The organism is Variovorax atrisoli 110B (assembly GCF_000382045.1).
In the GTDB taxonomy this organism is placed as follows: domain Bacteria; phylum Pseudomonadota; class Gammaproteobacteria; order Burkholderiales; family Burkholderiaceae_C; genus Variovorax; species Variovorax atrisoli.
In genome coordinates this window covers 375,358-399,072 of the sequence record NZ_KB907453.1, presented here as the reverse complement: position 1 = coordinate 399,072, position 23,715 = coordinate 375,358, and the positions used below count along the sequence as shown (strand labels likewise).

The following is a 23,715-nucleotide window of genomic DNA, read 5'->3' as shown; positions in this document are numbered from 1 at the left end:
CTTTTTCTCAATGAAGCACTCACCCATTGCTCCCCTCGACCTCGCCCCTTTCGCACTGAACCGCCGCAGCGCCGTCCTCGGCACCGTCGGCCTCCTCGCCGCGATGCATGCCGGCGCCGCGACCCAGGCCAAGGCGAAGAAGCAAGCGGCGTCGGCACCCGAGGTGTGGCCCCACGCATCGCAGGTGCCGGGCGGCGTCGCCCGCCTGTCACTGGGCCCCTCGGCCAAGCGGCCCCAGGCCTTCTCGGGCGACATCCCCGTGCTGGTGCTCGGCGACACCATCGAATGGACCGCCGTCGTCGGCATCCCCCTGGCGGCCGAACCCGGCGAAGCCAGCATCACGGTGCGCGCCGAAGGCAAGCCCGAGCGCCAGATCGCCTACACCATCGCCCCGAAGCAATACCGCGAACAGCGCCTCACCGTGGCCCCTCGCACCGTCGACCTCTCGCCCGAGGACGAGGCCCGCTACGTCAAGGAGCGCGACCACCTCGCCGGCGTGACGGCCGCCCTCAGCGACATGCGTCCCGACACCGTGCTGAAGATGCGCGTGCCGGTGCCCGGCCGCCGCTCGAGCTCCTTCGGCCTGCGCCGCGTGTTCAACGGCCAGTCGCGCAACCCGCACAGCGGCATGGACATCGCAGCCGGCACCGGCACCCCGGTCCTCGCGCCGCTGCCCGGCAAGGTGATCGACACGGGCGACTATTTCTTCAACGGCGGCACCGTCTGGCTCGACCACGGCGGCGGCCTGCTGACCATGTACTGCCACCTGAGCCGCATCGACGTGAAGGTCGGCGACGTGATGAAGACCGGCGAGCAGCTGGCCGCCGTGGGCGCGACGGGGCGGGTGACGGGGCCGCACCTGCACTGGTCGGTGATGCTGAATCGGGCGATGGTGGACCCGGCGTTGTTCATTGCGGCCTGAGTCCAACGAGGAGCCACATTACACTCGGCCTCATGCGCCCCTCTGAAGCTCTGCTCCAGCATCGCGATCGCATCCGGGAGATCGCGCTGAGTCACCACGTCAGCAGCGTGCGAGTGTTCGGTTCCGCTTTGCGTGGCGAAGACGGGCCCGACAGCGATCTCGATCTGCTGGTGGAGCCCACGGCGCAAACCACCCTGATGGACATCGGAGCCATCAGGTACGAACTGAAGAGCCTTCTGGGCATGGAAGTAGACGTGCTCACGCCCGACGGCCTGCCTCTAAAGTTTCGCGATCAGGTGCTGCGCGAGGCTGTACCGGTATGAGTCGACGAGATCCGCAACGTGTGGCGGATTACTTGGGTCATATCCTGCAAGCGATCGACAGTATTCACGACTACACGAACGGCGCTACCGCCGACAGTTATCTCGTCGACCGGAAAACACAGGATGCAGTGGTACGCAACCTGGAAGTGATCGGGGAAGCCAGCAACAACATCGTGAAGCACCATGCGGAATTCGCCGCTGCCCACCCCGCCGTTCCCTGGCGTTTTGCCTACGAGATGCGCAACGCGCTTTCCCACGGCTACTTCACCATCGACCACACCATCGTCTGGCAAACCATCCAGCACGATTTGCCATCGCTTCGCGAGCAGATTGCGAAGCTGTTGAAATCCTGAGCCTTCCCGCTCCATGAGCCGAGACGTCTGAGGACGTCGCTGCGCCACGCAATCAACGCCCGCACCAGCGGTTCATTGCGGGCGCGGCGGTCGTTTCTGCCGTCCAGCTTCAGATCGGCTTGGTCAGGTACACCGCCTCGCGACCCACGATCGCGCGCTGGGCGGGCATGAAGATCGTGCAGTCGTCGCACAGCGCGCGGATTTCCTCGTCGCCGTTGGTGGCGATCAGCTCGCCCTTGGCGAAGGTCTCGAAGCCGATGAGCGGGCGCACGAAGGCAAAGTCGGGCGACTTGATGACGTAGGTCTGCAGCAGCTGGAAGCGGCGCTGCGGCTCGGGCGGCGGGCTCGCCGGGTCCTTGTCGACGAGGCCGAAGTAGGCGAGGAAGTCGTAGGTGACGGCGGTGGCGAGGTCGGAGGCCGAGCGCAGGAAGTGCTGGCCGCACTCGACCACCATCGCCACGCCCTTGCCGTCGGGGCCGCCGTGGCTGCCGTACTGGATGAGCGGCGTGCCCGAGCCCAGGCCGTCGGGCATCACGAGGTGCACCGAGGGGCGGCCGATGGCCTGCGCGACCTTGGCGTTGCGCTCGAAGCCCGGGTACACCCAGAACGGCACGACGGGCTGGCTGGTCGAGTGGATGTCGAGGATGTGGTCGGCCGCATCCACCACCGGTCGCAGGATGCGCGCGCGGCTCAGCTCGGGGCTGTCTTCGGTGCCGTCGAGCCATTCGGGCGACCAGATGCGGTTGAGGTTGTGCACGAGCTGCCGGCTGTCGAAGGGCTGCGCCTCGTTGAAGGATTCGTACGCGGCCACGTTGGCGAAGCTCACGGTGAGCGTGCCGATCTTCGGGCGCACGTTGTTGTCGAGCAGGTGCGTGGCGGCCGTCATCCCGCAGATCTCGTTGCCGTGCGTGAGCGCATTGATCAGCACGTGCGGGCCGGGCTTGCCGGACTCGAAGCGGTGCACGTAGTCGACGCCGACGTTGCCCTTGCGGTAGGCGGAGAGGTCGCGGGGGAGGACTTCGAGGGCGGGTGGAGCTTGGGTCATGGGGCGGATGGATGATGAAAGCGAAGCGGCCGGCCAGTTTGCTACAGAGCGCGCATTCGTGCCCGCGGGCGCCGCGACACCGGCCCGCGCCGCTCAACCTTCATCGGTCGCTCATCGCACCTGCTGGTAGTCGACCGGCACCCAGACGTAGCCCTTGCCCTCGGCCCGCACGTGGCCCAGCCCCGGGAACGGCAGGTGCGCGCTGCCCACGAGGTAGCGGCCCTTGGCCGCGTCGGCGTACGCCTTCTTGCGCTCCACCGCCGCCGGCTTCGAGTCGACGTCGAAGGAGATGGTGACCTGCGGCTGCGCGAACTGCACCGCGGCCACGTGCATCAGGTCGCCCCACAGCACCAGCTTCTGGCCCTTGGACTCGACGACGTAGGTGTTGTGGCCGGGCGTGTGGCCGTGGGCGGGCACGGCCTTGATGCCGGGCGCCAGCTCGGTGCCGCCCTTCATGCCCTTGAACTTGCCGGCTTCCACGTACGGGTTCAGCGAGGCCATCGCCCCCTGGAAGAAGCCCTTCATCTCGGCCGAGGCCTTCTCGAGGTTGGCCTTGTTCAGCCAGAAGTCGGCATCCTCCTGCCCGGCGTGGATGGTGGCGTTGGGAAAGACCAGCTTGCCGTCCTGCACGAGGCCGCCGACGTGGTCGCCGTGCATGTGTGTGATGAGCACGTCGTCGACCTGCTCGGGCTGGTAGCCCGCGGCCTTGAGGTTGGCCTGCAGGTTGCCGAGCGTGGGGCCGAAGAGGCCGCCGGCGCCGGTGTCGACCAGCACCAGCTTGCTGCCGGTGTTGATGAGGTAGCCGTTCACAGAGGTGGGCACGGCGTCTTTCTCGAAGCCCCGGTCGAGCAGCTTGCCGACCTGCTCCTGGGTGGTGTTGGTGAGCAGCTTCTTGGGTTCGAGGTCGAGGGTGCCGTCGAAGAGCGCCGTCACCTCGAAGTCGCCGAGCATCATCCGGTAGAAGCCCGGCGCCTGGGTCTTGACCTGCGGCGCGGCGGCTTGCGCCATCGGAGAAAACGAAAGCATCAGCAGGCTGCCGGCCAGCGCGGCCATGCCCTGGCGCAGCCAGCGAGCGGGTGTTGTTGTCATGGTTCGGCTCCTCGGTGGTTTGAAGGGGCGCCGAGAATAGCCGAGGCAGGCCGGCCCTGCAGCCGGCCTACCAGTTGACCTCGCGCTCGGGCGTCGCCGAGATGTGGTGGATCGACAGGTCGGCACCGTCGTACTCCTCTTCCTGCGAGAGCCGCAGTCCCGCCACTGCCTTGAGCGCGCCGTACACCGCCGCACCCGCCAGCGCGGCCCAGGCCACGCCCATCACCGTGCCGATGAGCTGCGCCCACACGTTCACGCCGCCGATGCCGCCGAGCGCCTGCGTGCCGAAGATGCCGGCCGCGATGCCGCCCCAGGTGCCGCACAGGCCGTGCAGCGGCCACACGCCCAGCACGTCGTCGATCTTCCACTTGTTCTGCGTGAGCGTGAACAGCTTGACGAAGATGCCGCCCGCCACGCCGCCCACCACCAGCGCGCCCAGCGGATGCATCAGGTCGGAGCCGGCGCACACCGCCACCAGGCCCGCGAGCGGGCCGTTGTAGACGAAGCCGGGGTCGTTCTTGCCCATGGCCAGCGCCACCAGCGTGCCGCCCACCATCGCCATCAGCGAGTTCACGGCCACCAGGCCCGAGATCTTGTCGATGCTCTGCGCGCTCATCACGTTGAAGCCGAACCAGCCCACGCACAGCACCCAGGCACCAAGGGCCAGGAAGGGGATGTTCGACGGCGGATGCGCGCTCAGCGACCCGTCGCCGCGGTAGCGGTTGCGGCGCGCGCCCAGCAGCAGCACTGCCGGCAGCGCGAGCCAGCCGCCCACCGCATGCACCACCACCGAGCCGGCGAAGTCATGGAACTCGTGGCCGGTGAGCGAGGCGATCCATTCCTGGATGCCGAAGTGCTTGTTCCAGGCGATGCCCTCGAAGAGCGGATAGACGAAGCCGACGATCACCGCCGTGGCGATGAGCTGCGGCCAGAACTTGGCCCGCTCGGCGATGCCGCCCGAGATGATGGCCGGAATGGCCGCCGCGAAGGTCAGCAGAAAGAAGAACTTCACCAGCTCGTAGCCGCTCTTTGCCGACAGTTCGGTGGCGCTCACGAAGAAATGCGTGCCGTAGGCCACGCCGTAGCCCACCAGGAAATACACGATGGTCGAGACCGAGAAGTCGACCAGGATTTTCACCAGCGCATTGACCTGGTTCTTCTTGCGCACGGTGCCCAGCTCGAGAAAGGCAAAGCCGGCGTGCATGGCCAGGACCATGATGGCGCCGAGAAGGATGAACAGCGCGTCTGCGCCCTGTTTGAGTGCGTCCATTGGAGCTTCTTGCGGATTTTTGGTTTGAATTGGTGCGTCGCACCGGAATCAACCAGCGCGCCGGCCCAATGAAGCAAAAATGGTGCCCATAAGCTCTTCGATGGTGCGAAATGAACCAATAACGGGCTGATCAAGCCCGCCACGCACCGCTTCAGCTCGAGCCCGCGCCCGCCCGCAGCGCGTCCCGGTAGCGCCGGCTGCAGGGCACGGTGGTGCCGTCATGCATGTGCAGCCGGGCGTCGCCGCCGTCCAGCGGCTCGATTTCCTTGATGCGCGCGAGGTTCACCGCGTGGCTGCGGTGCACGCGCACGAAGAGCGCCGGATCGAGCTGGGTCAGGAAGTCGGTCAGGGTGGAGCGCAGCAGGTAGTCGTGGCCATTGACGTGCAGGCCGACGTAGTTGCCCTCGGCCTGGAGCCAGTCGATGTCGGTGGCGGCGATGAGGAATTCGCGGCGCAGCTTGCGGACCAGAAAGCGCTCGGGGCGGGCGGGAGGCGGCGGGAGCGCGTCTGCAGCCGGGGGTTCAAATCCTCCCGCACCTTCCGAATCCGGGCTCGGGGCAACAACCGGCGCGGCCACCGCCCCCTCCTCCGGCACATCCAGCACCCGCGCCTCCCCCTGCAGCCGCAGCAGGAACAGCCGGTACGCCCAGATGCCGAAGACGATGCTGACGTACACCCGCACGTCCTTGAGGTACTCGTAGCCCCACTGGCCCACCCAGCCGCCAAAGTCGTAGTGCTCGCCCGCCATGGCATAGACCAGCGCCCGCAGCCCGAACATGCCCACCACGTGGACCACGCTGAACGCCGCGCTCGCAACCGCATGCCAGGCCAGGAAGCGCAGCAGATGGCTGCGCACCAGCGGCGACAGCCGGCGCTCCACCATCACCAGCGCCGGCACCAGGAACAGCAGCATCAGGTGGCTGGACACCTCCCAGGTCGCGACCTCCCAGTGGGGCCGGGGCACGGCGCGCGTGCGCATGTCGACGATCGCCACCATGGTGCTGAACACGGCCTGCAGCGTCAGCAGCACGATCCAGAAGGCCACCTCCAGCGGACGGCGGATCGGCGCGTAGCGTTCGTAGAGGTTCCTGCGGGGGTCTCCCATGCGGGGAATTCTCTCGAAAAGGCCGCAGGGACGGCCGGTCTGGGCCGGATTTCGTCCCTGCCGGCCACCGCTCGTCACAAAGCGGGGGTGATCCGTCCCCCGGCCGCACCTCGCGGAAGCGGCCCGGCCGAGCATGGTGGCCTTTCCGCTCCGAGGAACCTTCCATGACCGCCGACCCCATTGCCGCAACACCGCCCGACCACCGCCGCCACGACATCGACGCCCTGCGCGCGCTGGCCTTCCTCTTCGTCATCCTCTACCACGTGGGCATGTACTACGTGGCCGACTGGCCCTGGCACCTCAAGAGCCCGGACGCGGCCGAATGGCTGCAGTGGCCGATGCGCATCCTGAACCTGTGGCGCATGGACCTTGTCTTTCTGATCTCGGGCGTGTCGCTCGGCTTCCTGAGCAGGGGCCAGGGCACCTGGGCCCTGCTGCGCAGCCGGGGCCTGCGGCTGATGCTGCCGCTGGCCTTCGGCATGGCAGTGGTCGTGCCCTACCAGGCCTACGCCCAGGGCGTGGCCAACGGCCTGGTGGCACCGGGCTTCGGCACCTTCCTGCTGCGCTACCTGTCGATGGCGCAGCCGTGGCCGAAGCAGGCTTTCGACGGCGCGGAGTTCGGCATCACCTGGAACCACCTCTGGTACCTGCCCTACCTGTTCACCTACACGGCGCTGATCGCCCTGACGCTGCCGCTGTGGCGGTCGGCCGCCGGCCAGTGGATGCGCGGCGCCTTCAACGGCCTGCGCGGCTGGAGGCTGCTGCTGTTGCCGGTGGTGCCGCTGCTGATATTCACGATGCTGCTGGCCTCGCGCTTCCCGGCCACGCACAACCTGGTGCGCGACTTCCACCTGCACAGCATCTACTTCACGATGTTCCTCTACGGCTACTGGATGGGCGTGGACACCGGCGTCTGGAAGGAACTGGAGCGGCTGCGCCGCGTGTCGCTCGCGCTGGCCGTCGCGGTGATCGGCACCTTCATCTTGCTGCGCGCCGGCATGAAGAGCCCGCTTCCGGGGCTGCTGGTGGACACCCTGCGCATGCTCTACCTCTGGCTGGCCGTCGCGACCATCCTCGGCCACGGCCACCGCTACCTGAACCGCCCCTGGCCCTGGCTGCGCTGGGCGAACGAGTCGGTATACCCGTGGTACGTGCTTCACCAGACGCTGATCATCGTCGGCGTGACCCTGCTGGCACCGCTAGCGCTCGGCCCGGTCGTCGAGCCCGCGCTGCTCATCGCGCTGACGCTGCTCGGCTGCTGGCTCCTGACGGACGGGCTGATCCGCCGCACCAACCTGCTGCGGCCGCTCTTCGGACTGAAGCTCAGGCGGCGGGCTGCGACTTCTTCCGCGTCTCCTGCGGTGCAGGAGGAGGCTCTTCGACAGGAACCAGGATGGCGTTCCCCGTCGCCACGAGCTTGAGCGAATCGGCACTGTCGCCCTGCGCATAGAGTTCGGCCGCCGCGAACACCTGCTTGCGGCCGGCTTTCACCACCCGACCGCGTGCGATGAAGGCGCGGCCGACGGCGGGCGAGATGCAGTTGACCGAGAAATGCGAGGCCAGCACGCGGCCCGCCACGGTGGCGGCCGCGTAGCCGCTCACGGTATCGAGCATCGCGCCGATCATTCCGGCGTGCAGGAAGCCGGCGTACTGGCCCATGTCCTCCTCGCGCCAGTCCATGCGCAGTTCGGCTTCCCCATTGCCGGCGCTGGTCACTTCGAAGCCGGCCCAGCGGTTGAAGGCGGCGGTCCTGTTGATGGCCTGGATGGTGTCGAGCATGGTGGTGGGTCCTTGTCCGGGGGTTGGGTGGAAAGACGGTGCACCCACTCTAGGAAGCAGCCCGGACATCGGCCGTCGCGCGTGCGACCGGAAACGACGCGGCGGTTGCATTGGCGACAGCACCGCCGGGCTGCGCAGAAATTTTTCGACGATGCCTTAACCCCGTTCGCCGGGGCCGTCCGTATGAGCCGGGGTCATTCATCACTTCCGCTCCAAAGGCATCCCATGAAAGCATCGACTTCCGCCCTCCTCCGCGCCACCGCAGGCGCCGCCTTGCTTCTGGTCCTGAGCATCAGCGCCCAGGGGCAGGCTGCAACGCCGCCGGCCATGGCGGCCGACTCGCGCATCACGCAGGTCAAGGTCTACCCGGGCAGCGCCACCGTGGAGCGCGTGGCGCGCGTCGCGGCCGGCGCGCGCTCGGTCACCTTCGCCTGCCTGCCGGCCGGGCTTGACGTACAGAGCCTGCAGGTATCGGCCGATGCCTCGGTGCGCATCGGAGAGACCTCGGTGCTCAGCGAGCAGCGCGAGCTCTCGGCACGCTGTTCGACCAGCCCGCTCGACGGCCGCATCCGCGAGCTCGAGGACCAGAAGGCCGCCCTGCAGGCGGAGACCGATGCACTCGGCATGGTCACCGGCTACCTCAAGGGGCTGGCCGGCGGGAGCGACAACACTTCAGGCGCCCGCGCACCGATGGACGCGCGCAACCTCGCCGCGATGACCGAGGCCATGCGCCGCACCGGGCAGGACTCGCTGCTCAAGCAGCACCAGATCCAGCGCAGACAGGCCGAGATCGACCGCCAGCTCAACCCGCTGCTGGCCGAGCGCACCCGCACCCAGGGCAACGGCGGCCAGGTGACGGCCGTCACGGTGACGCTGGCCGCTGGCGCCGATGCCGACGTGAAGCTGAGCTACCAGGTCAACGGCCCGGGCTGGACGCCCACCTACCGCGCGCTGCTCGACACCGCCACGCGCAAGGTCCGCATCGAGCGCCAGGCCCTGGTGGCACAGGCCACGGGTGAGGACTGGCGCGGCGTGAAGCTGGTGCTGTCCACCGGCCAGCCGCGCCGCGAGACCACCGGCCGCCTGCCCTCGGCGTGGCGCATCGGCATCGAGCCGCCGCCGCGCCCGCAGGCCGAGATGGCCTACCCCGCCGCGCCAGCGGCAGCCATCGCCCCCGCGCCGCTGATGGCGCGCAAGGCGACGGACGGCCGCGAACGCCAGGAGCCGCTGTTCGACGTGAGCGTGTTCGACAACAGCTTCGCCACCGAATTCTCCGTAGCGCAGCCCATCGACGTGCCCTCCAACGGCCAGCGCGTGACCATGGCGCTGGGACAGCACGAAGACACGGCCAGGCTTGCAGCCCGCACCAGCCCGCGCGTCGACGCCAGCGCTTTCCTCGTCGCCGAACTCGACCAGCCCGCGGGCGTGTGGCCGGCCGGCCCGATGCAGCTGTACCGCGACGGCGCCTTCGTGGGCAGCGGACGCTGGAATGCGCCGAGCGACGCGCGCCTGTCGCTCTCCTTCGGCCGCGACGAACTGGTGCGCGTGCAGGCCGAGCCCGAGCGCGACAACCAGGGCACCGGCGGCTTCGCCGGCTCGCGCGCCGAGCGCAAGGTGCAGCGCGCCTACGTCGTCGAGAACCGCCACCGCACGCCGATCGCGGTGCAGGTGCTCGAGGCCGCACCGGTGTCGGTCGACGAGAAGGTACGCGTGGCCTCGGAGTTCTCGCCGCAGCCCGCCGAGCTGGCCTGGAACAGGCAGCCCGGCCTGGCGATGTGGCAGCTCGACCTTGCGGCCGGCCAGACCGCGCGCGTGACGGCCGACTACACCATCGGCTACCCGAAGGACGCGCGGCTGCAGATGCGCTGAACGCGCCCTGTCAGAAGTCGAACTTGGCCGACAGCTCGAAGGTGCGCCGCGGCGCCAGCAGCACCTGGCTCGTCGCGCGGCCGGCCCAGGTGGCGTAGAGCTTGTCGGTCAGGTTGCGCACGCGGAAGCTCAGCAGCACGTTCTGCATGCGGTAGCTCACCGCCGCATCGAGCGTGGTGAAGCCGTTGATGCGGATCTGGTTGGCGTTGTCGGTGTACATGCGGCCCGTGTGGTTGAGCGAGGCGAAATACTCGAACTTCGATCCGTCGGGCCGGTAGGTGGCGAACAGGTTGGCCACGCGCTCGGGCACGTTGGGCGGCGTCTTGCCCACGCGCGAGACGCCGCCGGCCTCGATCAGCGTGTCGTAGCGCGCGTCGAGCGCGGCGAGGTTGCCGGCCAGCGTCCATTCGCGCGTCGGGCGCCACACGGTCGACAGCTCGATGCCGCGCGACGACTGACGCCCGTTGTTCACCGTGTTGCGGGCGTCGTTGGGGTCGCGCGAGAGCACGTTGTCGAGCGCGATCTTGTAGAGCGCGGCCGTCCACTCCAGCTTCGCCTCGGGAATGCTCTGCTTGAAGCCCACCTCGGCCTGCTTGCCGCGCGACATCGGAAAGGCCGCGTTCGACGCCGACAGCAGGAAGAGCGAATTCACCGGCAGCGTGGCATTGGTGTACTGCGCGTACACGCTCGACTGCGGCGTGATGTCGTACACCGCGCCGATGCGGCCCGAGGTGGCGCGGTAGCTGGCGCCGAAGCGCGTGTAGCTGCCCAGGTTCAGGTCGGCGATGCCGCGGTCGACCTCGGTGCGGTCGTGGCGCAGGCCGCCCACCAGCGTGAGGTTGCTCAAGGGCTTCAGCGCGTCTTCCACGAAGACCGAGCTCACCTTCACCTTCGCGCTGGTGTTGGTGCGGTTGCCCGCGCCGGTGCTGAGCGCGGGGTTCTCGTCGAAGGGCGCAAGGTACGGATCGAACACCGGCACGCGCAGCAGGCTGGCGGTGGCGGCGCTGCTGTCGGAGAAGCGGCGCCGGCTGCCGAAGCGCGTCTCGCTGTACTCGCCGCCGACTACGAAGCGGTTGTCCATACCGCCGAGCTTGCCCTTGTGCGTCAGGTCGAATCGGTCGAGCCAGAAGTCCTGGTCGTGCGTGATCAGCGTCTGGTCGCGCGCGATGCTTGCGGGCGCCACGAACACCGCGCTCTCGGAGTTGCGGAACACCCGGTCCGCCTTGTTGGCCGATAGCTCGTTGCGCCAAGACCAGCCGCCGTCGAGCCGGCCCGTAAGGCGCGCGCGCAGCCAGTAGGTTTCGGACGAGTTCCTGTCGTCGGGCACGTTGTAGTTGCTGCGCGTCAGGCGGCGGTCGATCACGCGGCCGTCCGGCGTGCTGACCACGTTCGTGGGCTGCGTGGCGAAGCTCGCCGGCACCAGCGGCGTGCCCCAGTAGGCCTGGTTGCCGTCGCGCAGGTAGTCGAAGGAAAGGTCGAGCTTCACCGAGCCGCCGAAGTCGACCATCAGCCCGCTGGTGAAGTGGTCGATGCGCTCGCCGTTGCGGGCGATCGTGCCCACTTTGGTGTCGTTGCGGCTGTAGTCCAGCCGGTAGGCGCTGGCGTCGCCGAGCGCACCGCCGAAGCCGAACGCGGCGCGGGTCGAGCCGTAGCTGCCGTACGAGAGCAGCGCCTCCTTGTTCGGGTTGCTGCGGTCGGGACGCTTGGTCACGAAGTTGACGACGCCGCCGATGGCGCCCTCGCCGTCGATCACCGAGGCCGGGCCCTTCAGCACCTCGATGCGCTCGTAGTTCCAGGTGTCCTGCACGCGGTTGGTCACGCCCGCACCTGAGCTGCGCACGCCGTCGTACAGGTACATGAGGCTGCTGAAGCCGCGCGTGGACAGCGTGGTCGGCGACGACGGCGGGCCGCCGCCGGTGAGGCCCGTCATGCCGCGCAGCGCCTCGCTGAAGGTGCGCGCGCCGCGCTGCTGGATGGCGTCCTGCGTGAGGATCTCGACCGAGGCCGGCGTCTCGCGCACCGAGAGCCCCAGGCGCGATGCGGTGCCGCTCGACTCCCTGAGATGCAGGCCGTCGGCCTCGCGGCTGCCCTCGACGGTGATGGTGCCGAGTTCCGCGCCTTCCTGCGCGTACGAGGCCTGGAATGCGGTGACGGCGGCCGCCGCCATGGCCGTGCGGATGAACATGGTCATTGGATTGCTTGCTTGAATGCAATAAGGAAAGAAAACCGGGGCGGCGCCTACGCGACCGAGAAGCGGCGCAGCCGCCATGCGGCCAGCCCGAACAGCAGCAGGCCAGGCACCAGCAGCTGCAGCACGGCAAGCGCGGCCTGTCCGCGTACGAGGCTGGCGGACTCCTCCTGCCAGGCGAACGCGGGAATGCGGTCGAAGTCGGAGGGCGAAAGCGCATCGCGCGCGTCGATGCGCGGGAAGAAGAAGCCTTTCCACGCCTCGTGATAGGCGACGGTCTGCGCCTCGAAGCGCGCCTGCCGCCGCGTGCCGGTGCCGGCCAGCGCCGTCATGCCCTCGTAGGCCACGGCCGCCGGGGACACCGCGCTGAAGCGCGCCAGCAGCGCTTGCTGCCCGGCCTGCTGCGCATCGAAGCGGTCGAGCTCAGGCCTGATGGCCTCGTCGACTTCCTTCTCGATCAGGTAGTTGCCCAGCAGCCGGCCGGCGATCTCGATCTTGCCCTCGCGCGGCACGAGGATGGCGCCGCGGCCGACGTGCTGGTAGTCGGTGCTCATCAGGTCGGCATGGCGCTTCATCGCCTCTGCCGTCACGATGCGCTGGCGCGTGGCCAGCTCGGTGCGCGAAGGCGCGGGGCTGGCCTGCGTCACGACGAGGTTCAGCAGCACCGGCGCCACCAGCACCAGCAGCACCCAGGCGATGACGAGCACCATCGCGTTCGTCGCCGACGAGGCGCCGAAGGCGTTCACCGCCACCACCAGCGCGAACCAGAAGAGCGCGTACGCCCCCACCAGCAGCGCCCACCACCACAGCACGGCGCCCGGCGAGCCCGTCAGCCCGGCCTGGCGCGCCACCACGAGCACCGCCACCGGCAGAAGCACGGCGGGCCCCAGCAGCACCGCGGCGCGCACCGTGAGCTTGCCCGCGAGCAGCGTGCGCAGCCGCAGCGGCTGCGACAGCAGCAGCCTCAGCGTGCCGTTCTCGCGCTCGGCCGACAGCAGGTTGTAGCCCAGCGCGAAGATCAGGAGCGGCAGCAGGTAGACGATGACGAAGGCCAGGTCGAAATGCCCGCTCAGCAGGTGCCAGGGGCTCTCGATGTCGCTCGGGTTCATGAACACCACGCGGCTCTGGCCGGTGACCTTGAACTGGCTCGGGAACAGGTCGCTCTGCCCCAGCGCAACCGGGCCCAGCGGCGCGGTCGGCAGGATCGCGTGGTGGCCGCCATAGCCGCTGGCCATGCGCGAAGGGTCGGCCGGGTTCTCGAAGGGCGTGGGCTGCGCGGTGCCGGCGAGGATGTTCTCCAGCAAGACGCGCTGCGCCGCGCGGGCTTCGCGGTCGGCCTGCGCCACTGCGGCCTGCGCGCGGTCGCGGCTCGCGGTCTGCAGCAGCCCGTTGCCGAGGGCATAGGCCACGAGCAGCAGGAACAGCGCACCGGCGGCCCAGAGGGTGCGCTCGGCGAGCATCAGGCGGCACTCCTGGCGCATCACCGCCAGCAGGCGGCGGCCCTGTGGAGGATCGACGAAGGAAGCGGAAACGGAGGAGGAAGGTGACGTCGTCATCTGCTGCTTACCTCAGAGCGCGCGCTGGCGCGAGGCGGTGAAGGCCGCGAAGGCGGCGGCCAGCAGCAGGCCGGCGCACAGCACGGCGAAGCTGCGCACCTGGTGCGTCAGCGCCCAGGCCGCGCTTGGCGGCTGGTAGTCGAAGGGCGGCACGGTCGCCCACAGATCGGGCTCGGCCTGGTAGGCGAAATGCTGGCCGCCCAGGGGATCGGCATGCGCCACCAGGTCTGCGCTCATCAGGTCCTGGATGTGGCGGCGATGCAGTTCGGCCGCGGTCGTGAAACTGCGGTGGTGCGCGAAGTCGGTGCCCGCCATGCCCATCGAGAAGCTGCGCACCGCGAGGATGGGCAGCAGCAGGCCGCTCCATTCCTGCACTGCCTGCTGGCGCTCCCAGGTGTCCCACAGGCGGCCGTAGTGGCGGTCGTACACCGGGTAGGAGGCCTGGTCGTCCAGGCGCAGCGCGATGCCCCACTTGCTCAGCGGCACGTCGCGGCCCCAGCGCTCGGTGGAGCCGAAGTTCTTCTGCCAGACGCCGTCGGACACGGTCTTGAGCTCGGCCCCCAGCGCCTGGTTGAACTCGAGACGCGTCGGGCTGGGAAACCACGCGCGCGAAAGCTCAGACAACACGCGCGGCGCCATCACTGCCTGCGCGATCCACAGCGCCAACAGCAGCGTGATCGCCATGCGCGAGGTCGACGAAAGCGCCGACACGCCGAGCACCACGAAGACGAAGATGCCCAGGTACACGGCATAGCCGAGCGACCAGGCGCCCAGCCTGAGCAGCGCGTCGAGACACTCCCCCTCTTCCGCGCCGGCGGCCACCGCTACGGCGGCGATGAGTGCGGCCGGCACCAGCAGCGCGGCCAGCGAGCCGGCCAGTGCGAGCGCCTTGCCGCCCAAAAGGCGCAGCGGCGACACGCCCAGGCTCAGCGTCTGCCGCAGGATGCCCTGCTCGCGCTCGCCGGCGAAGGCGTTGAAGCCCAGCACGATCACCAGCAGCGGCCCCAGCACCTGCAGGATCCAGCCGACCGAGAGATTGCCGAAGCGCTGCAGGCCGGTCGCATCCTGCGCCGCGTTGAACTTCACCTCGCTCTGGCGGTGCGCCTGCAGCCACACGGTGCTGCCGATGAAGGGGTTGATGCCCGGATCGATCATCGACAGCGCCGCCTCGGGCTTGAAGGCGTGCATGCCCTGGTGCGCGGCGTCGTGCGGATGGCGCCGGTCCTGCCGCAGCCAGTCGTGGTAGTCCATGGCCTGTGCGGCGCGCTGCTCCGCCTGCGCGGCGCGCTGGTGCGCCCAGCCCACGGCCAGCGCAGTCAGCAGCAGCACGGCGACCAGTCCGCCTGCCCAGTAGAGGCGCCCGTCGCGCAGGCGTTCGAGGAATTCGCGGCGTGCGATCCAGCAAGGAAGCATGTCAGTTGCTCCACCGCTCTGCGCGCGACACACAACGCATGAAAGTGGCGCGATCCATTCGGGAGACACCGCGGAACCGGCTTTGCCGGGCTGCCGGTGTCGCCCCCTGAAAGGGGGTTGGCGAAGCGACACGAAGTGCGCGAAGACTGGGGGTGAGTTTCATCCTATGTCCTCATGTGCTGCAGGTAGAGGGACTGCAGGTCGGTGCGCGCGATCTGCGCTTCGCCGTCCAGGCTCTCGACGAGCCGGCCGCGCTTCATGATTCCGACGCGCGTGGCGGTCTGCTGCGCGTGGAACAGGTCGTGCGTGGTGGTGAGCACGGCCACGCCGCCGTCGGCGGCGCGGCGCAGCAGGCCCGAGAACTCGCTGGCGGCTTGGGGGTCGAGCCCGGAGGTGGGCTCGTCGAGCAGCAGCGCCCTCGCCTGCTTGGCCAGCGCCACGGCGATCCACACCTTCTGGCGCATGCCCTTGGAGTAAGCCGACACGCGCCTGTCGGCCACGGCGTGGTCCAGTCCCACCTCGGTCATCAGTCGAAGCAGCCGATCGCGCGGCAGCTCGCGGCCCAGCGCGAGCCCGGCGAAGAAGCGCAGGTTCTCCAGCCCCGAGAGCGATCCGTACAGCGTGACCTGCTCGGGGATGTAGGCCACGTGCTGCTTGGTGGCCACCGGGTGGCGCACGACATCGATGCCGTTGATCTCGACCGTGCCGGAGGTCGGCTCGACGAAGTTCAGGAACAGGTTGATGGTCGTGGTCTTGCCGGCGCCGTTCGCGCCCAGCAGGCAGTAGATTTCGCCGGCGCGGATGTCGAGGTCGAGGCTGTCGAGCGCTGTGTGCGCGCCGTACTGCTTGGTGAGGCCGATGGCTCGGAGCATGGAAGGAACCCGGTGAGAAGGAAAAAAGACGAGCGCAGCCGCGCGCCGGCGCATGCGCGCCAAAGCGGTCGTTCAGTGATGGGAAAGCCCGGAGCGCCGGCGATTCAGCCGCGGCGGCGCCCGGTGCCTGCGCTCAGCGCTTGTGCCTGTTCTTGGCGCCGCCCTGCCTTGCCTTGAAGCGCGGGTTGGACTTGCAGATGACGTAGGTGCGGCCGCGCCGCGTCACCACCTGGCAGTCGCGGTGGCGTTTCTTTGCTTCTTTGAGCGAGGACAGGACTTGCATGGTCGGGATCGGAGCCGGAGGATTCGGACCCGCGACTATACGTTATTGAGAATCCATTCTCAATAAATTGAAAGCCCGATGAAAGCCGCCGCTCAGTGCGACTTGCCTGCGCGCCCCTTGCCGGTCGTTTCCGCTCCGGCGCAAGAGGCGCAGATCCCGTGCAGCGTCACCTCGTGGCTCTTCACCTGGAAGCCCTTCGGCGCCAGGTCGTCCATCGGACCGGGGCAGGAATGCAGCAGGTACACCTGCCCGCAGCTGGAGCAGTGGAAGTAGTGATGGTGGTGGTCGGCGTGGCTGTCGCCGTGGCCCGGCTGGCCATGTGCCGCGGGCTTGCACGCCACCTCGTAGCGGGCGGGCTCGCCGGGCAGCTCGACCTTGGCGATCTCGCCATCGGCCAAGAGCAGCGAAACCTGGCGGTAGACGGTGGAGAGGCTGATCTCCGGAACGATCTCGCGCGCGTGCGCCAGGATCTGCGGGGCGGTGAGGACGCGGCCTGCGTCGCTGAAGGCGGAGAAGACGGCGTTGCGTTGACGCGTGAGACGTTGCATCTGGATTCGGGTCGCTGGCTGGCTTGCTGGCTGGATGGAGGCTTCGGGCTGGTGCAGGCCCGCCGTGGGAGCCCCGTTTTTCCTGAGGGTTCCCCATTGTCTTCTGCCACGCGTTCCGGCGCACGGCCCGGCCGTCCTCAGGCAGCTGTCAGGCCCGCATGGCATCGTCCTGCGCTGCAAAGACAGAGATGGACAGCTTTTTCAGTGGAGAGAACAACGTGAGATGGTTCCATCGGCGGGATGCGCTGGCACTTTCCGCCGCATGCACCGCAGCCGCCCTGCTGGCCGCGTCGGGATGCGGCCGGTCGCCGGACACGCCTGCGGCCGCACCGGCGGCTTCGCCCCAACCGGGCAGCATAGAGATCACGCAGGCCGACATCGACTGGTTCCGCCGCAGCCATGCCGAGTGGGTCGGCTGCGAATCCGGCGCGCCCGCCATCGTGCCGCCCGACATGACGCTGGAGCAGTTCGGCGAGGTACTCGACGGCGGCAACTCGCCGGTCTTCGAGCGCTTCGTGAACGTGGCCGCCGCCTTCTTCCTGCACGCGAGCTTCGTGGCCGGCCACTACGCGTTCCAGCCGCCCTTCGAGAAGCGCAACGCCTTCGACGTGACGGCCGAGCACATCCGCCTGCTGCAGCACGCCAACTGGAACAGCTTCGTCATCGACTGCAAGCGCCCCTACGGCGACTTCACGCACTTCCAGATCGACATGGCCGACATCCTGGGCTTGCCGATCACCAGGGACGCGAAGGGCCGAGCACAGATCGGCATGGACGCGGAAAGGCGCATGAACGCGCTGCACGGCGACATCCTGCCCACGCTGCAGGCGTACATCCGCTTCGCGCGGCTCAACCCGGGGCGCTACGTGGTGCCAGGACGGGGCATTGCGCAGACGCGCGGCAGGCCCCTGTGCAGGCCGGTGTCGGCCACGCGCGTGGCCATGTATCAGCGCGCGCTACAGGCGGCGGGCCCGGGCTCCGACTCGCGCAGGGTCGCCGCGCTCGACGAGGCTGCCGCGGCGCTGTTCGCGCTGGATTGAGCCGCTGCCGCCACTGCCCGAGCGCACAGGGCCGCGAGCGCCAGCCCGAAAGCCAGCGCACCGGCTATCGTGCGCCAGAGGTTCGCTGCGTTCCAGCGCTCGCGCGTGCGCGCCCAGTCTGGCGGCAATGCCCGCGGATCCCACGATTCGGTGTGCGCGTTGAGCGGCAGGTTGACCTGCGCCGTGAACACCACGATGCCCAGGCCGTAGAGCACGCCGGCCAGCAGCAGGCAGCGCCACCAGCCCCTGTGGCGCGCACTCCAGGCCGTGGCCAATGCCAGCGCACACAGCAGCGGCGGCCCGAAGAAGAAGCCGAAGAACATCGCGTGCCGCACGTTGCGGTTCAGACCCGACTGCACGCGCGCGTAGGTGGCGCCGTCCATCTCCAGGGTCGCGAAATTCACGTTGGCGCTGTAGGTCCAGAAGAAGCCGGCCATCACGCTCAACCAGAAGATGGCCAGCGCGTGGCAGGCTAACGAGGGCGACATGGCCGGTCGGCGAGAGAACATTGCGGGGGCTCCTCCTGCGGGAAAGGAAAGCCTGCACTGTCCCGCCGCTGCGCGTTCGGCGCCTTAACCCTCGATAAGTCCCATCTCCGCGCGCAGCCGCGACAGCGACACGTCCGTCATGCCCAGGTACGAAGCCAGGTGGCGCAGCGGGATACGGCCGGTCCATTCGGGGCGTTCGCGCAGGAGGGCCTCGTAGCGCTGGCGTGCCGTGCACTGCAGAAAAGTCTGCTCGCGCCGCATCTTGTCGTCGAGCAGGCCGGCGAGCGCCTGCAGCCGCAGCGCCGTCCACGAAGGCAGCTCGCCCACCTCGGCCTGCAGCGCGGCGTACGGCAGGCGCCAGACAGTGGCCGGGTTCAGTGCGGCGATGAAGAAGGCCGCGGGCTCGCGCTGCATTGCCTCGGTCACGGGCCAGATGAATGCGTCCTCGGCGTGGAAGTTCTTGTTCGACTCACGCCCTTCGCTGTCGATGTAGCAGAGCCGCAGCATGCCGCGCTCGACCCAGAAGGCGTGCCGCCACACGTCGCCAGCCGCCAACAGCGTCGCCTGCGCAGCCGGTGTCTCGCGGCGCGCCTGCCCGGCGAGTGTCGTCAGGGACGCCGGCGCCAGTTCGGGAAAGCGCCTAGCCAGCGCCTGGTGCCAAGCCATGGCGGCCGAAGTATCGTCGTCACGCCCGGCAGGCATCGCGGCCGCCTCAGTCGTCCTGCCCGGCCTCGGGCTTCGGCTTGCCCTTCTGCTTGCGCGCGGCCTTCTTCGCGGCGCGTTCGGCGTCCGCACGCTGGCCCTCGGCCAGCCACGCGGCGAACTCCTCGGGCGTCTCGAGCGTGATTCGCCCGAGGTTGCCGGCGCGGAACTCGTGCATCACGATCTCCGCGGCCTTCTGCAGGTTGACGCGGCCCTTGCCCAGCAGGGCGCCGCGCTTGCGGCCGATGGTGTCGAGCAGGGCCTCGTCCTTCATGCCGGCCATGGTCTCGGCGTCGAGCTCCACCAGCTTGAAGCGCGCGGCGATGCCGGCGGCGTAGTTCGACTTGAGGTAGCCGAGCAGTTCGAGCGCCACTTCCTCCTCGTCGAAGGCGTTGCGCCCGACGGCACCGCTGGCCGCGAGGTTGTAGCCGCTCTTGGGCACGATGATGCGGGGCCAAAGCATGCCGGGCGTGTCCCACAGGTAGAAGTCGTCGGCCAGGGTGATTCGCTGTTCGAGCTTGGTGATGCCGGCTTCGTCGCCGGTCTTGGCCTTGCGGCTGCCGGTGAGGGTGTTGATGAGGGTGGACTTGCCCACGTTGGGAATGCCGCAGATCAGCACCCGCATCGGCTTGGCCAGCCCGCCGCGGTTGGGCGAAAGCTCGTGGCAGGCCTTCACGATCTGCTGGGCCGGCGTGGTCTGGCTCGCGTCGAGCGGAATGGCGCGGGTGGCCGGCAGCGCGTTGTAGTGCGCCAGCCAGAGCGCGGTGCGCTCGGGGTCGGCCAGGTCCTGCTTGTTGAGCACCTTGAGCGTGGGCCGGCCCGCCGTGAGCTCGGCCAGCATCGGGTTGGCACTGGAGCCGGGCAGGCGTGCGTCGAGCAGCTCGATGACCACGTCGATGTCCTTCACCCTTTCGGTGATGGCCTTCTGGGTCGAATACATGTGACCGGGGAACCACTGGATCGCCATCGGTGGGCTCTTCTTTCTTTCGCGCTGTCTCTGTGGGGAATGGGGCCCGTGCAGGGCCGATGCGCATTGTGAACCGGCAACCTGAACGCAAGCTGGTTGCTACGTTTTCCATAGCTGCAGGCGCGCATTCTGCCTTCGGTGCGGGATTGTTCGCTCCTAGAATCCCTTCGCTGCCGAGGACAGCGCTCCCGCAGCGACACCAACAACTCCGAGGGAAATCCACACATGTCCAAGCGCCTTGCCGCCGCCTTGCTGGCAGCCATCGTCATGCCCGCGACCGTGACCGTCGCCCATGCCCAGCGGCCCTCCCCGCCACCCGGCCCGCTGATCAGCGGCTACCTGTGCTGCAACATGCGCACCTACGGCGACTCGATCAGCGACATCAACTACGACGAACAGGGCACGAGCATCGTCGCGGTGGGCACGCCGGCGCGCATCACCACCTACGACTTCCGCTGGTTCGGCGTTGAGCTCGCAGGCAAGCAGCAGCGCATCAAGAACGACTACAGCCGCAACATCCCGCTGCCCACCTTCGCGCAGCGCTACGTGGTGACCGCGGACCCGAAGCAGAAGATGGCCACCTTCCCCGCGCCGGTGCGCGAGGCTATCCTCGCCGGCAAGGTGATGCCCGGCATGACGCGCGAACAGGTGCTGATGGCCATCGCCTACCCCGTGGCCAGCGAGAACCCCAGTCTCGACGCGCCCGTGTGGCGCTACTGGCGCGACAGCTGGTCGGAGTTCCAGGTGCAGTTCGACGACAAGGGCCTGGTGAAGACGGTTGTGGGCGACGCGATCTCGCTGAGCCGCGTGTTCGTGGCCACCCCTGCGGCGGCGGCTGCGCAGCCTTAAGTTCTCGCGCATTGCGCGTGTCTTGCACACACGCGCATTCCCTTAGAGTTTTTGCGCCGCGCGGTCATCCATCGCCTCTATGATTTGTTCGAGTGCGGCGCCCGAGCGTCGGTCGAATCGAAACCCTTCATGGAGTTGCCAACGATGAAACCCGTCTCCGAACTGCTCAAGCGCCATGATTCCGCAGCATGGCGCACCTCCCCCGACACCAGCGTGTTCGACGCGCTTTCCATCCTGGCGCGCTTCGAGGTGGGCGCGCTGATGGTGATGGACGGCGAGAAGCTGGTGGGCTTCCTCTCCGAGCGCGACTACACCCGCAAGGTGGCGCTGCAGGGCAAGAACTCCAAGGAAATGAAGGTCCGCGAGATCATGACGCCCGACGTGATGACCGTGACCCCGCAGACCCGCACCCGCGAGTGCATGGCGCTCATGAGCCAGCGCAAGTTCCGCCACCTGCCGGTGGTCGACGGCAGCAAGGTGGTCGGCATGATCTCCATCCAGGACCTGATGGACGACATCATCTCCGACCAGGAAGCCACCATCGAACAGCTCACCACCTACATCCAGAGCTGAGCAGGCCCTGCCCGGCGCACATGCAGGGAACAGGCCTACGCCCTGGCGGGCGCCGCGGGTGCAAAGTGACCCTTCGTTCATCCATCCAGCGGAGGAAATTGCATGCAGATCCAGGTCAACACGAGCAACGGCATCACCAACAAGGACGCGCTGGAGCGCTGGGCCGACGCGGAGATCAAGCAGAACCTGAGCCGTTTCGTCGACGACGTGACGCGCGTGGAAGTGCACCTGAGCGACGAGAACCACGACAAGGCCGGCGGCAGCGACAAGTGCTGCGTGATGGAGGCGCGCCTCGCGCATCACCAGCCGCTGGCGGTGACGCAGCACGCGGGCAGCCTCGACGAGGCCTTCCGGGGTGCGTCCGACAAGCTCAAGCGCCTGATCGAGAACACCCTGGGCCGGCTTCACAACCACCGGGACCGGGACTCGATCCGCACCGATCCGAACTTCATCGCCGAGTAGCGGCGCGGCTCCCGCGCCTGGCCGGCGCTGGTGCGGGCGAAGGCCTGGCGTCGACGAGCGGCGGGCGGTGGCCGCTGGCCATCCACTCGTCGTAGAAATCGATCTTGCGCTCGACCAGCGAGAGCGCCCTCTTCCACCCGGCGATGGTCTCGTTCACCCGCTCGCGGTGCGCGGCCAGCATGTCGCGCCGCTCGCGCAGCGTGGTTTTGCCCTTCATGGTGAGCGCGGTGTATTCGCGCATCTCGGCGATGGACATGCCCGTGCTGCGCAGGCGCTCCATCAGATCCAGCCAGCCGACGTGCAGCTCGACGTAGAGGCGCCGGCCGCCCTCGTCGCGCGCCACGCCGGGCACGAGGCCCTGCGTCTCGTACCAGCGGATGGCGTGCACCGTGCGGCCGGTTCGCACCGCCAGCTCGCCGATATGGAAGGGAGAGCCCCTCTCGACGGCTTTCTCAGCCCGCATGGAGGGCGGCCGGAGGCTGCAACGCCTCCTGCACGAGGGCGGTGTCGAAGTACTCGGTCAGCTCTTTCACCTTGCCTCCTTCGAGTCGGTACACGTAGCAATAGCGGTTGTTGTAGTGCTTGCCGGCCCTGGTGGGCACGTCGCCGCTGAAGAGCACCACCACCCGGTCGTCCTCGGCGATGACGCGCTCGGTCTTGCTCCTGTAGGGCGCCGCGAACTGGGCGAAGAGCGGTTTCAGCAGTTCCTCGCGGATCGCCTTCTTGCCCTGGTAGGTACGCGACCACGCGGTGCTGCCCTCCAGCTTCCAGCTCGCGTCGTCGGCGAGGCTGTCGACGAAGGGCTGGCCGTTGCCCTTGTCCAGCTCGTCGTGGATGTGCTGGACGATGGCCTTGTTCTCGATCGTGTTCATGGCTTCATTTCCTTCTTTTGAATCAACCGGATATCCGGTGAATTCATTGGAAATGCTCGAGTGCGCTCTAGGTCAAGCGCCATGAACACGATGCCGGGGATCAGTTCCGCTTGGCGTTGGCCATGCCCTTGGCGACTTCGTTGGCGCCCTGCGCAGCGCCGCTTTGCGGCACCGCCTCGCCTTCGCGATCGGTCACTTCGGACAGGCGCGCCGCCAGCTGCTCGGGCGTGTCGGCCTCGATGCCCAGCCAGGCGCCCTGCGTCAGCGTGATGTGCGCGGCCTCGAAGGTGCCGGCGCCCGCGCAGAGGATGGTGCGGTTGGGCGCGTCCTGCGCGGCCAGCACCAGCATCGCCGGCACCACCGCCTCGGGTCGGAAGGCCTCGAGCATTTCCTTGGGGAACAGGTCCTCGGTCATGCGGGTGGCGGCCGTGGGCGCCAGGCAGTTCACGCGGATGTCGTTCTTCGCGCCCTCGATGCTCAGCGTCTGCATCAGGCCCACCAGCGCGAGCTTGGCCGCGCCGTAGTTGCTCTGGCCGAAGTTGCCATACAGGCCCGACGACGAGGTGGTCATCACGATGCGGCCGTACTTCTGCTCGTTCATGAGCGCCCAGACGGCCTTGGTGCAGTTCACGGCGCCCATCAGGTGCACGTCGACCACCAGCCTGAAATCGGCAAGGTCCATCTTGGCGAAGCTCTTGTCGCGCAGGATGCCGGCGTTGTTGACGAGGATGTCGACGCGGCCCCAGGCGTCGACCGCCTCCTTGACCATGGCCTGCACCGCCTCGAAGTCGGTGACCGAGGCGCCGTTGGCGATCGCCTCGCCGCCCGCGGCCTTGATCTCGTCGACCACCGCCTGCGCGGCGCTCACCGAGCCGCCGGAGCCGTCGCGTGCGCCGCCCAGGTCGTTGACTACCACCTTGGCGCCGCGCGCCGCCAGTGCCAGCGCATGCTGGCGGCCCAGGCCGCCGCCCGCGCCGGTCACGATGGCCACGCGGCCCTTGAAATCGAGATTGCTGCCGTTGCTCATGTCTCTGTATCGCCTTCCATGGGAGTTGCCGTTGTTCGATGCCGCGCCGGGCGAGCCTCACCCGGGCGACAGCGAGGCGTTTTACCCCAGAAAGCGGACCCGGCGCAGCATCGGCGCGCC

The 23,715-nt window shown here is 68.5% G+C and carries 26 protein-coding genes; 9 read left to right on the top strand and 17 right to left on the bottom strand.

Annotated elements, in window-relative coordinates; translation table 11 throughout:
• The first annotated feature begins 10 nt into the window (after positions 1-10).
• Genes G369_RS0115835 through G369_RS0115825 form a run of 3 tightly spaced genes read left to right on the top strand, consistent with a single transcriptional unit; the run spans position 11 to position 1,598 of the window.
• Positions 11-922: a M23 family metallopeptidase gene (locus G369_RS0115835; RefSeq protein ID WP_019654990.1), complete on the top strand. Its 912-nt coding sequence runs from the start codon at positions 11-13 to the stop codon at positions 920-922.
• A gap of 32 nt (positions 923-954) precedes the next feature.
• Complete coding sequence (locus G369_RS0115830) at positions 955-1,245, top strand: nucleotidyltransferase family protein (RefSeq protein ID WP_019654989.1); 291 nt, start codon at positions 955-957, stop codon at positions 1,243-1,245.
• A gap of 20 nt (positions 1,246-1,265) precedes the next feature.
• A complete protein-coding gene (locus G369_RS0115825) occupies positions 1,266-1,598 on the top strand; it encodes a HepT-like ribonuclease domain-containing protein (protein ID WP_026346408.1) in 333 nt (110 codons plus the stop codon).
• Positions 1,599-1,707: 109 nt separating this feature from the next.
• On the opposite strand, the gene G369_RS0115820 is transcribed toward G369_RS0115825, so the two are convergent.
• The 4 genes from G369_RS0115820 to G369_RS0115805 all read right to left on the bottom strand — a co-directional run bounded on the left by G369_RS0115820 (position 1,708) and on the right by G369_RS0115805 (position 6,107).
• Positions 1,708-2,643 (bottom strand): M14 family metallopeptidase, encoded by a 936-nt coding sequence (locus G369_RS0115820; RefSeq protein ID WP_019654987.1) that lies wholly within the window; start codon positions 2,641-2,643, stop codon positions 1,708-1,710.
• A 111-nt stretch (positions 2,644-2,754) separates the two neighbouring features.
• On the bottom strand, positions 2,755-3,732 hold the full coding sequence (locus G369_RS0115815) for an MBL fold metallo-hydrolase (protein WP_019654986.1): 978 nt from the start codon (positions 3,730-3,732) through the stop codon (positions 2,755-2,757).
• Positions 3,733-3,799: 67 nt separating this feature from the next.
• Positions 3,800-5,002: an ammonium transporter gene (locus G369_RS0115810; RefSeq protein WP_019654985.1), complete on the bottom strand. Its 1,203-nt coding sequence runs from the start codon at positions 5,000-5,002 to the stop codon at positions 3,800-3,802.
• A gap of 151 nt (positions 5,003-5,153) precedes the next feature.
• Positions 5,154-6,107 (bottom strand): LytTR family DNA-binding domain-containing protein, encoded by a 954-nt coding sequence (locus tag G369_RS0115805; RefSeq protein WP_019654984.1) that lies wholly within the window; start codon positions 6,105-6,107, stop codon positions 5,154-5,156.
• A gap of 164 nt (positions 6,108-6,271) precedes the next feature.
• On the opposite strand from G369_RS0115805, the gene G369_RS0115800 reads away from it, so the two are divergent.
• Entirely contained in the window at positions 6,272-7,528 is a 1,257-nt protein-coding gene (locus tag G369_RS0115800) for an acyltransferase family protein (RefSeq protein ID WP_019654983.1), read from the top strand.
• On the opposite strand, the gene G369_RS35840 is transcribed toward G369_RS0115800, so the two are convergent.
• The gene (locus tag G369_RS35840) at positions 7,431-7,886 is read right to left on the bottom strand and encodes a PaaI family thioesterase (protein WP_019654982.1); all 456 of its coding nucleotides are present in this window, start codon (positions 7,884-7,886) and stop codon (positions 7,431-7,433) included. The two genes, G369_RS0115800 and G369_RS35840, sit on opposite strands and share 98 nt — an antisense overlap.
• Before the next feature lie 225 nt (positions 7,887-8,111).
• Here G369_RS35840 and G369_RS0115790 point away from each other — a divergent pair, with 225 nt between their 5' ends.
• Positions 8,112-9,755: a DUF4139 domain-containing protein gene (locus G369_RS0115790; protein ID WP_019654981.1), complete on the top strand. Its 1,644-nt coding sequence runs from the start codon at positions 8,112-8,114 to the stop codon at positions 9,753-9,755.
• A 10-nt stretch (positions 9,756-9,765) separates the two neighbouring features.
• Here G369_RS0115790 and G369_RS0115785 read toward each other — a convergent pair whose 3' ends face one another.
• The 6 genes from G369_RS0115785 to G369_RS0115760 all read right to left on the bottom strand — a co-directional run bounded on the left by G369_RS0115785 (position 9,766) and on the right by G369_RS0115760 (position 16,615).
• Entirely contained in the window at positions 9,766-11,946 is a 2,181-nt protein-coding gene (locus G369_RS0115785) for a TonB-dependent receptor (protein WP_019654980.1), read from the bottom strand.
• A 47-nt stretch (positions 11,947-11,993) separates the two neighbouring features.
• Entirely contained in the window at positions 11,994-13,499 is a 1,506-nt protein-coding gene (locus tag G369_RS0115780; RefSeq protein ID WP_019654979.1) for an ABC transporter permease subunit, read from the bottom strand.
• Positions 13,500-13,511: 12 nt separating this feature from the next.
• Positions 13,512-14,912: a DUF3526 domain-containing protein gene (locus tag G369_RS0115775; RefSeq protein ID WP_019654978.1), complete on the bottom strand. Its 1,401-nt coding sequence runs from the start codon at positions 14,910-14,912 to the stop codon at positions 13,512-13,514.
• Between the two features lie 164 nt (positions 14,913-15,076).
• Positions 15,077-15,784 (bottom strand): ABC transporter ATP-binding protein, encoded by a 708-nt coding sequence (locus G369_RS0115770; RefSeq protein WP_019654977.1) that lies wholly within the window; start codon positions 15,782-15,784, stop codon positions 15,077-15,079.
• Between the two features lie 133 nt (positions 15,785-15,917).
• Positions 15,918-16,067 carry a type B 50S ribosomal protein L36 gene (gene ykgO, locus G369_RS0115765; RefSeq protein ID WP_019654976.1) on the bottom strand — a complete coding sequence of 50 codons (150 nt, stop codon included), beginning with the start codon at positions 16,065-16,067 and terminating at the stop codon, positions 15,918-15,920.
• Positions 16,068-16,159: 92 nt separating this feature from the next.
• Positions 16,160-16,615, bottom strand: a complete 456-nt coding sequence (locus tag G369_RS0115760) for a Fur family transcriptional regulator (RefSeq protein ID WP_019654975.1) — start codon at positions 16,613-16,615, stop codon at positions 16,160-16,162.
• A gap of 218 nt (positions 16,616-16,833) precedes the next feature.
• On the opposite strand from G369_RS0115760, the gene G369_RS37120 reads away from it, so the two are divergent.
• Positions 16,834-17,655 carry a hypothetical protein gene (locus G369_RS37120; RefSeq protein WP_132797645.1) on the top strand — a complete coding sequence of 274 codons (822 nt, stop codon included), beginning with the start codon at positions 16,834-16,836 and terminating at the stop codon, positions 17,653-17,655.
• On the opposite strand, the gene G369_RS35830 is transcribed toward G369_RS37120, so the two are convergent.
• The 3 genes from G369_RS35830 to ylqF form a co-directional block, all read right to left on the bottom strand.
• The gene (locus G369_RS35830) at positions 17,562-18,143 is read right to left on the bottom strand and encodes an anthrone oxygenase family protein (protein WP_019654973.1); all 582 of its coding nucleotides are present in this window, start codon (positions 18,141-18,143) and stop codon (positions 17,562-17,564) included. The two genes, G369_RS37120 and G369_RS35830, sit on opposite strands and share 94 nt — an antisense overlap.
• Positions 18,144-18,227: 84 nt before the next feature.
• Positions 18,228-18,809 (bottom strand): Crp/Fnr family transcriptional regulator, encoded by a 582-nt coding sequence (locus G369_RS0115745; RefSeq protein ID WP_019654972.1) that lies wholly within the window; start codon positions 18,807-18,809, stop codon positions 18,228-18,230.
• Between the two features lie 46 nt (positions 18,810-18,855).
• The gene (ylqF, locus tag G369_RS0115740) at positions 18,856-19,812 is read right to left on the bottom strand and encodes a ribosome biogenesis GTPase YlqF (protein WP_019654971.1); all 957 of its coding nucleotides are present in this window, start codon (positions 19,810-19,812) and stop codon (positions 18,856-18,858) included.
• A 225-nt stretch (positions 19,813-20,037) separates the two neighbouring features.
• Here ylqF and G369_RS0115735 point away from each other — a divergent pair, with 225 nt between their 5' ends.
• The 3 genes from G369_RS0115735 to G369_RS0115725 all read left to right on the top strand — a co-directional run bounded on the left by G369_RS0115735 (position 20,038) and on the right by G369_RS0115725 (position 21,696).
• Positions 20,038-20,661 carry a SmpA / OmlA family gene (locus G369_RS0115735; protein ID WP_019654970.1) on the top strand — a complete coding sequence of 208 codons (624 nt, stop codon included), beginning with the start codon at positions 20,038-20,040 and terminating at the stop codon, positions 20,659-20,661.
• A gap of 144 nt (positions 20,662-20,805) precedes the next feature.
• The gene (locus tag G369_RS0115730) at positions 20,806-21,234 is read left to right on the top strand and encodes a CBS domain-containing protein (protein ID WP_019654969.1); all 429 of its coding nucleotides are present in this window, start codon (positions 20,806-20,808) and stop codon (positions 21,232-21,234) included.
• A 102-nt stretch (positions 21,235-21,336) separates the two neighbouring features.
• Positions 21,337-21,696 (top strand): HPF/RaiA family ribosome-associated protein, encoded by a 360-nt coding sequence (locus tag G369_RS0115725; RefSeq protein WP_019654968.1) that lies wholly within the window; start codon positions 21,337-21,339, stop codon positions 21,694-21,696.
• Here G369_RS0115725 and G369_RS0115720 read toward each other — a convergent pair.
• The 3 genes from G369_RS0115720 to G369_RS0115710 all read right to left on the bottom strand — a co-directional run bounded on the left by G369_RS0115720 (position 21,683) and on the right by G369_RS0115710 (position 23,595).
• Positions 21,683-22,159 (bottom strand): MerR family transcriptional regulator, encoded by a 477-nt coding sequence (locus G369_RS0115720; protein WP_019654967.1) that lies wholly within the window; start codon positions 22,157-22,159, stop codon positions 21,683-21,685. The two genes, G369_RS0115725 and G369_RS0115720, sit on opposite strands and share 14 nt — an antisense overlap.
• Positions 22,149-22,568, bottom strand: coding sequence for a nuclear transport factor 2 family protein (locus tag G369_RS0115715; protein ID WP_019654966.1), 420 nt, complete (start codon positions 22,566-22,568; stop codon positions 22,149-22,151). The genes G369_RS0115720 and G369_RS0115715 overlap by 11 nt, the downstream gene beginning before the upstream one ends.
• A gap of 100 nt (positions 22,569-22,668) precedes the next feature.
• Entirely contained in the window at positions 22,669-23,595 is a 927-nt protein-coding gene (locus G369_RS0115710) for an SDR family NAD(P)-dependent oxidoreductase (protein WP_019654965.1), read from the bottom strand.
• Between the last annotated feature and the right edge of the window lie 120 nt (positions 23,596-23,715).

Bases quoted from the DNA above. Each gene is read 5' to 3' on its own strand.
- G369_RS0115835 (WP_019654990.1), top strand. From the start codon at position 11: ATGAAGCACTCACCCATTGCTCCCCTCGACCTCGCCCCTTTCGCACTG.
- G369_RS0115830 (WP_019654989.1), top strand. From the start codon at position 955: ATGCGCCCCTCTGAAGCTCTGCTCCAGCATCGCGATCGCATCCGGGAG.
- G369_RS0115820 (WP_019654987.1), bottom strand. From the start codon at position 2,643: ATGACCCAAGCTCCACCCGCCCTCGAAGTCCTCCCCCGCGACCTCTCC.
- G369_RS0115815 (WP_019654986.1), bottom strand. From the start codon at position 3,732: ATGACAACAACACCCGCTCGCTGGCTGCGCCAGGGCATGGCCGCGCTG.
- G369_RS0115810 (WP_019654985.1), bottom strand. From the start codon at position 5,002: ATGGACGCACTCAAACAGGGCGCAGACGCGCTGTTCATCCTTCTCGGC.
- G369_RS0115805 (WP_019654984.1), bottom strand. From the start codon at position 6,107: ATGGGAGACCCCCGCAGGAACCTCTACGAACGCTACGCGCCGATCCGC.
- G369_RS0115800 (WP_019654983.1), top strand. From the start codon at position 6,272: ATGACCGCCGACCCCATTGCCGCAACACCGCCCGACCACCGCCGCCAC.
- G369_RS35840 (WP_019654982.1), bottom strand. From the start codon at position 7,886: ATGCTCGACACCATCCAGGCCATCAACAGGACCGCCGCCTTCAACCGC.
- G369_RS0115790 (WP_019654981.1), top strand. From the start codon at position 8,112: ATGAAAGCATCGACTTCCGCCCTCCTCCGCGCCACCGCAGGCGCCGCC.
- G369_RS0115785 (WP_019654980.1), bottom strand. From the start codon at position 11,946: ATGACCATGTTCATCCGCACGGCCATGGCGGCGGCCGCCGTCACCGCA.
- G369_RS0115780 (WP_019654979.1), bottom strand. From the start codon at position 13,499: ATGACGACGTCACCTTCCTCCTCCGTTTCCGCTTCCTTCGTCGATCCT.
- G369_RS0115775 (WP_019654978.1), bottom strand. From the start codon at position 14,912: ATGCTTCCTTGCTGGATCGCACGCCGCGAATTCCTCGAACGCCTGCGC.
- G369_RS0115770 (WP_019654977.1), bottom strand. From the start codon at position 15,784: ATGCTCCGAGCCATCGGCCTCACCAAGCAGTACGGCGCGCACACAGCG.
- ykgO (WP_019654976.1), bottom strand. From the start codon at position 16,067: ATGCAAGTCCTGTCCTCGCTCAAAGAAGCAAAGAAACGCCACCGCGAC.
- G369_RS0115760 (WP_019654975.1), bottom strand. From the start codon at position 16,615: ATGCAACGTCTCACGCGTCAACGCAACGCCGTCTTCTCCGCCTTCAGC.
- G369_RS35830 (WP_019654973.1), bottom strand. From the start codon at position 18,143: ATGTCGCCCTCGTTAGCCTGCCACGCGCTGGCCATCTTCTGGTTGAGC.
- G369_RS0115745 (WP_019654972.1), bottom strand. From the start codon at position 18,809: ATGGCTTGGCACCAGGCGCTGGCTAGGCGCTTTCCCGAACTGGCGCCG.
- ylqF (WP_019654971.1), bottom strand. From the start codon at position 19,812: ATGGCGATCCAGTGGTTCCCCGGTCACATGTATTCGACCCAGAAGGCC.
- G369_RS0115735 (WP_019654970.1), top strand. From the start codon at position 20,038: ATGTCCAAGCGCCTTGCCGCCGCCTTGCTGGCAGCCATCGTCATGCCC.
- G369_RS0115730 (WP_019654969.1), top strand. From the start codon at position 20,806: ATGAAACCCGTCTCCGAACTGCTCAAGCGCCATGATTCCGCAGCATGG.
- G369_RS0115725 (WP_019654968.1), top strand. From the start codon at position 21,337: ATGCAGATCCAGGTCAACACGAGCAACGGCATCACCAACAAGGACGCG.
- G369_RS0115720 (WP_019654967.1), bottom strand. From the start codon at position 22,159: ATGCGGGCTGAGAAAGCCGTCGAGAGGGGCTCTCCCTTCCATATCGGC.
- G369_RS0115715 (WP_019654966.1), bottom strand. From the start codon at position 22,568: ATGAACACGATCGAGAACAAGGCCATCGTCCAGCACATCCACGACGAG.
- G369_RS0115710 (WP_019654965.1), bottom strand. From the start codon at position 23,595: ATGAGCAACGGCAGCAATCTCGATTTCAAGGGCCGCGTGGCCATCGTG.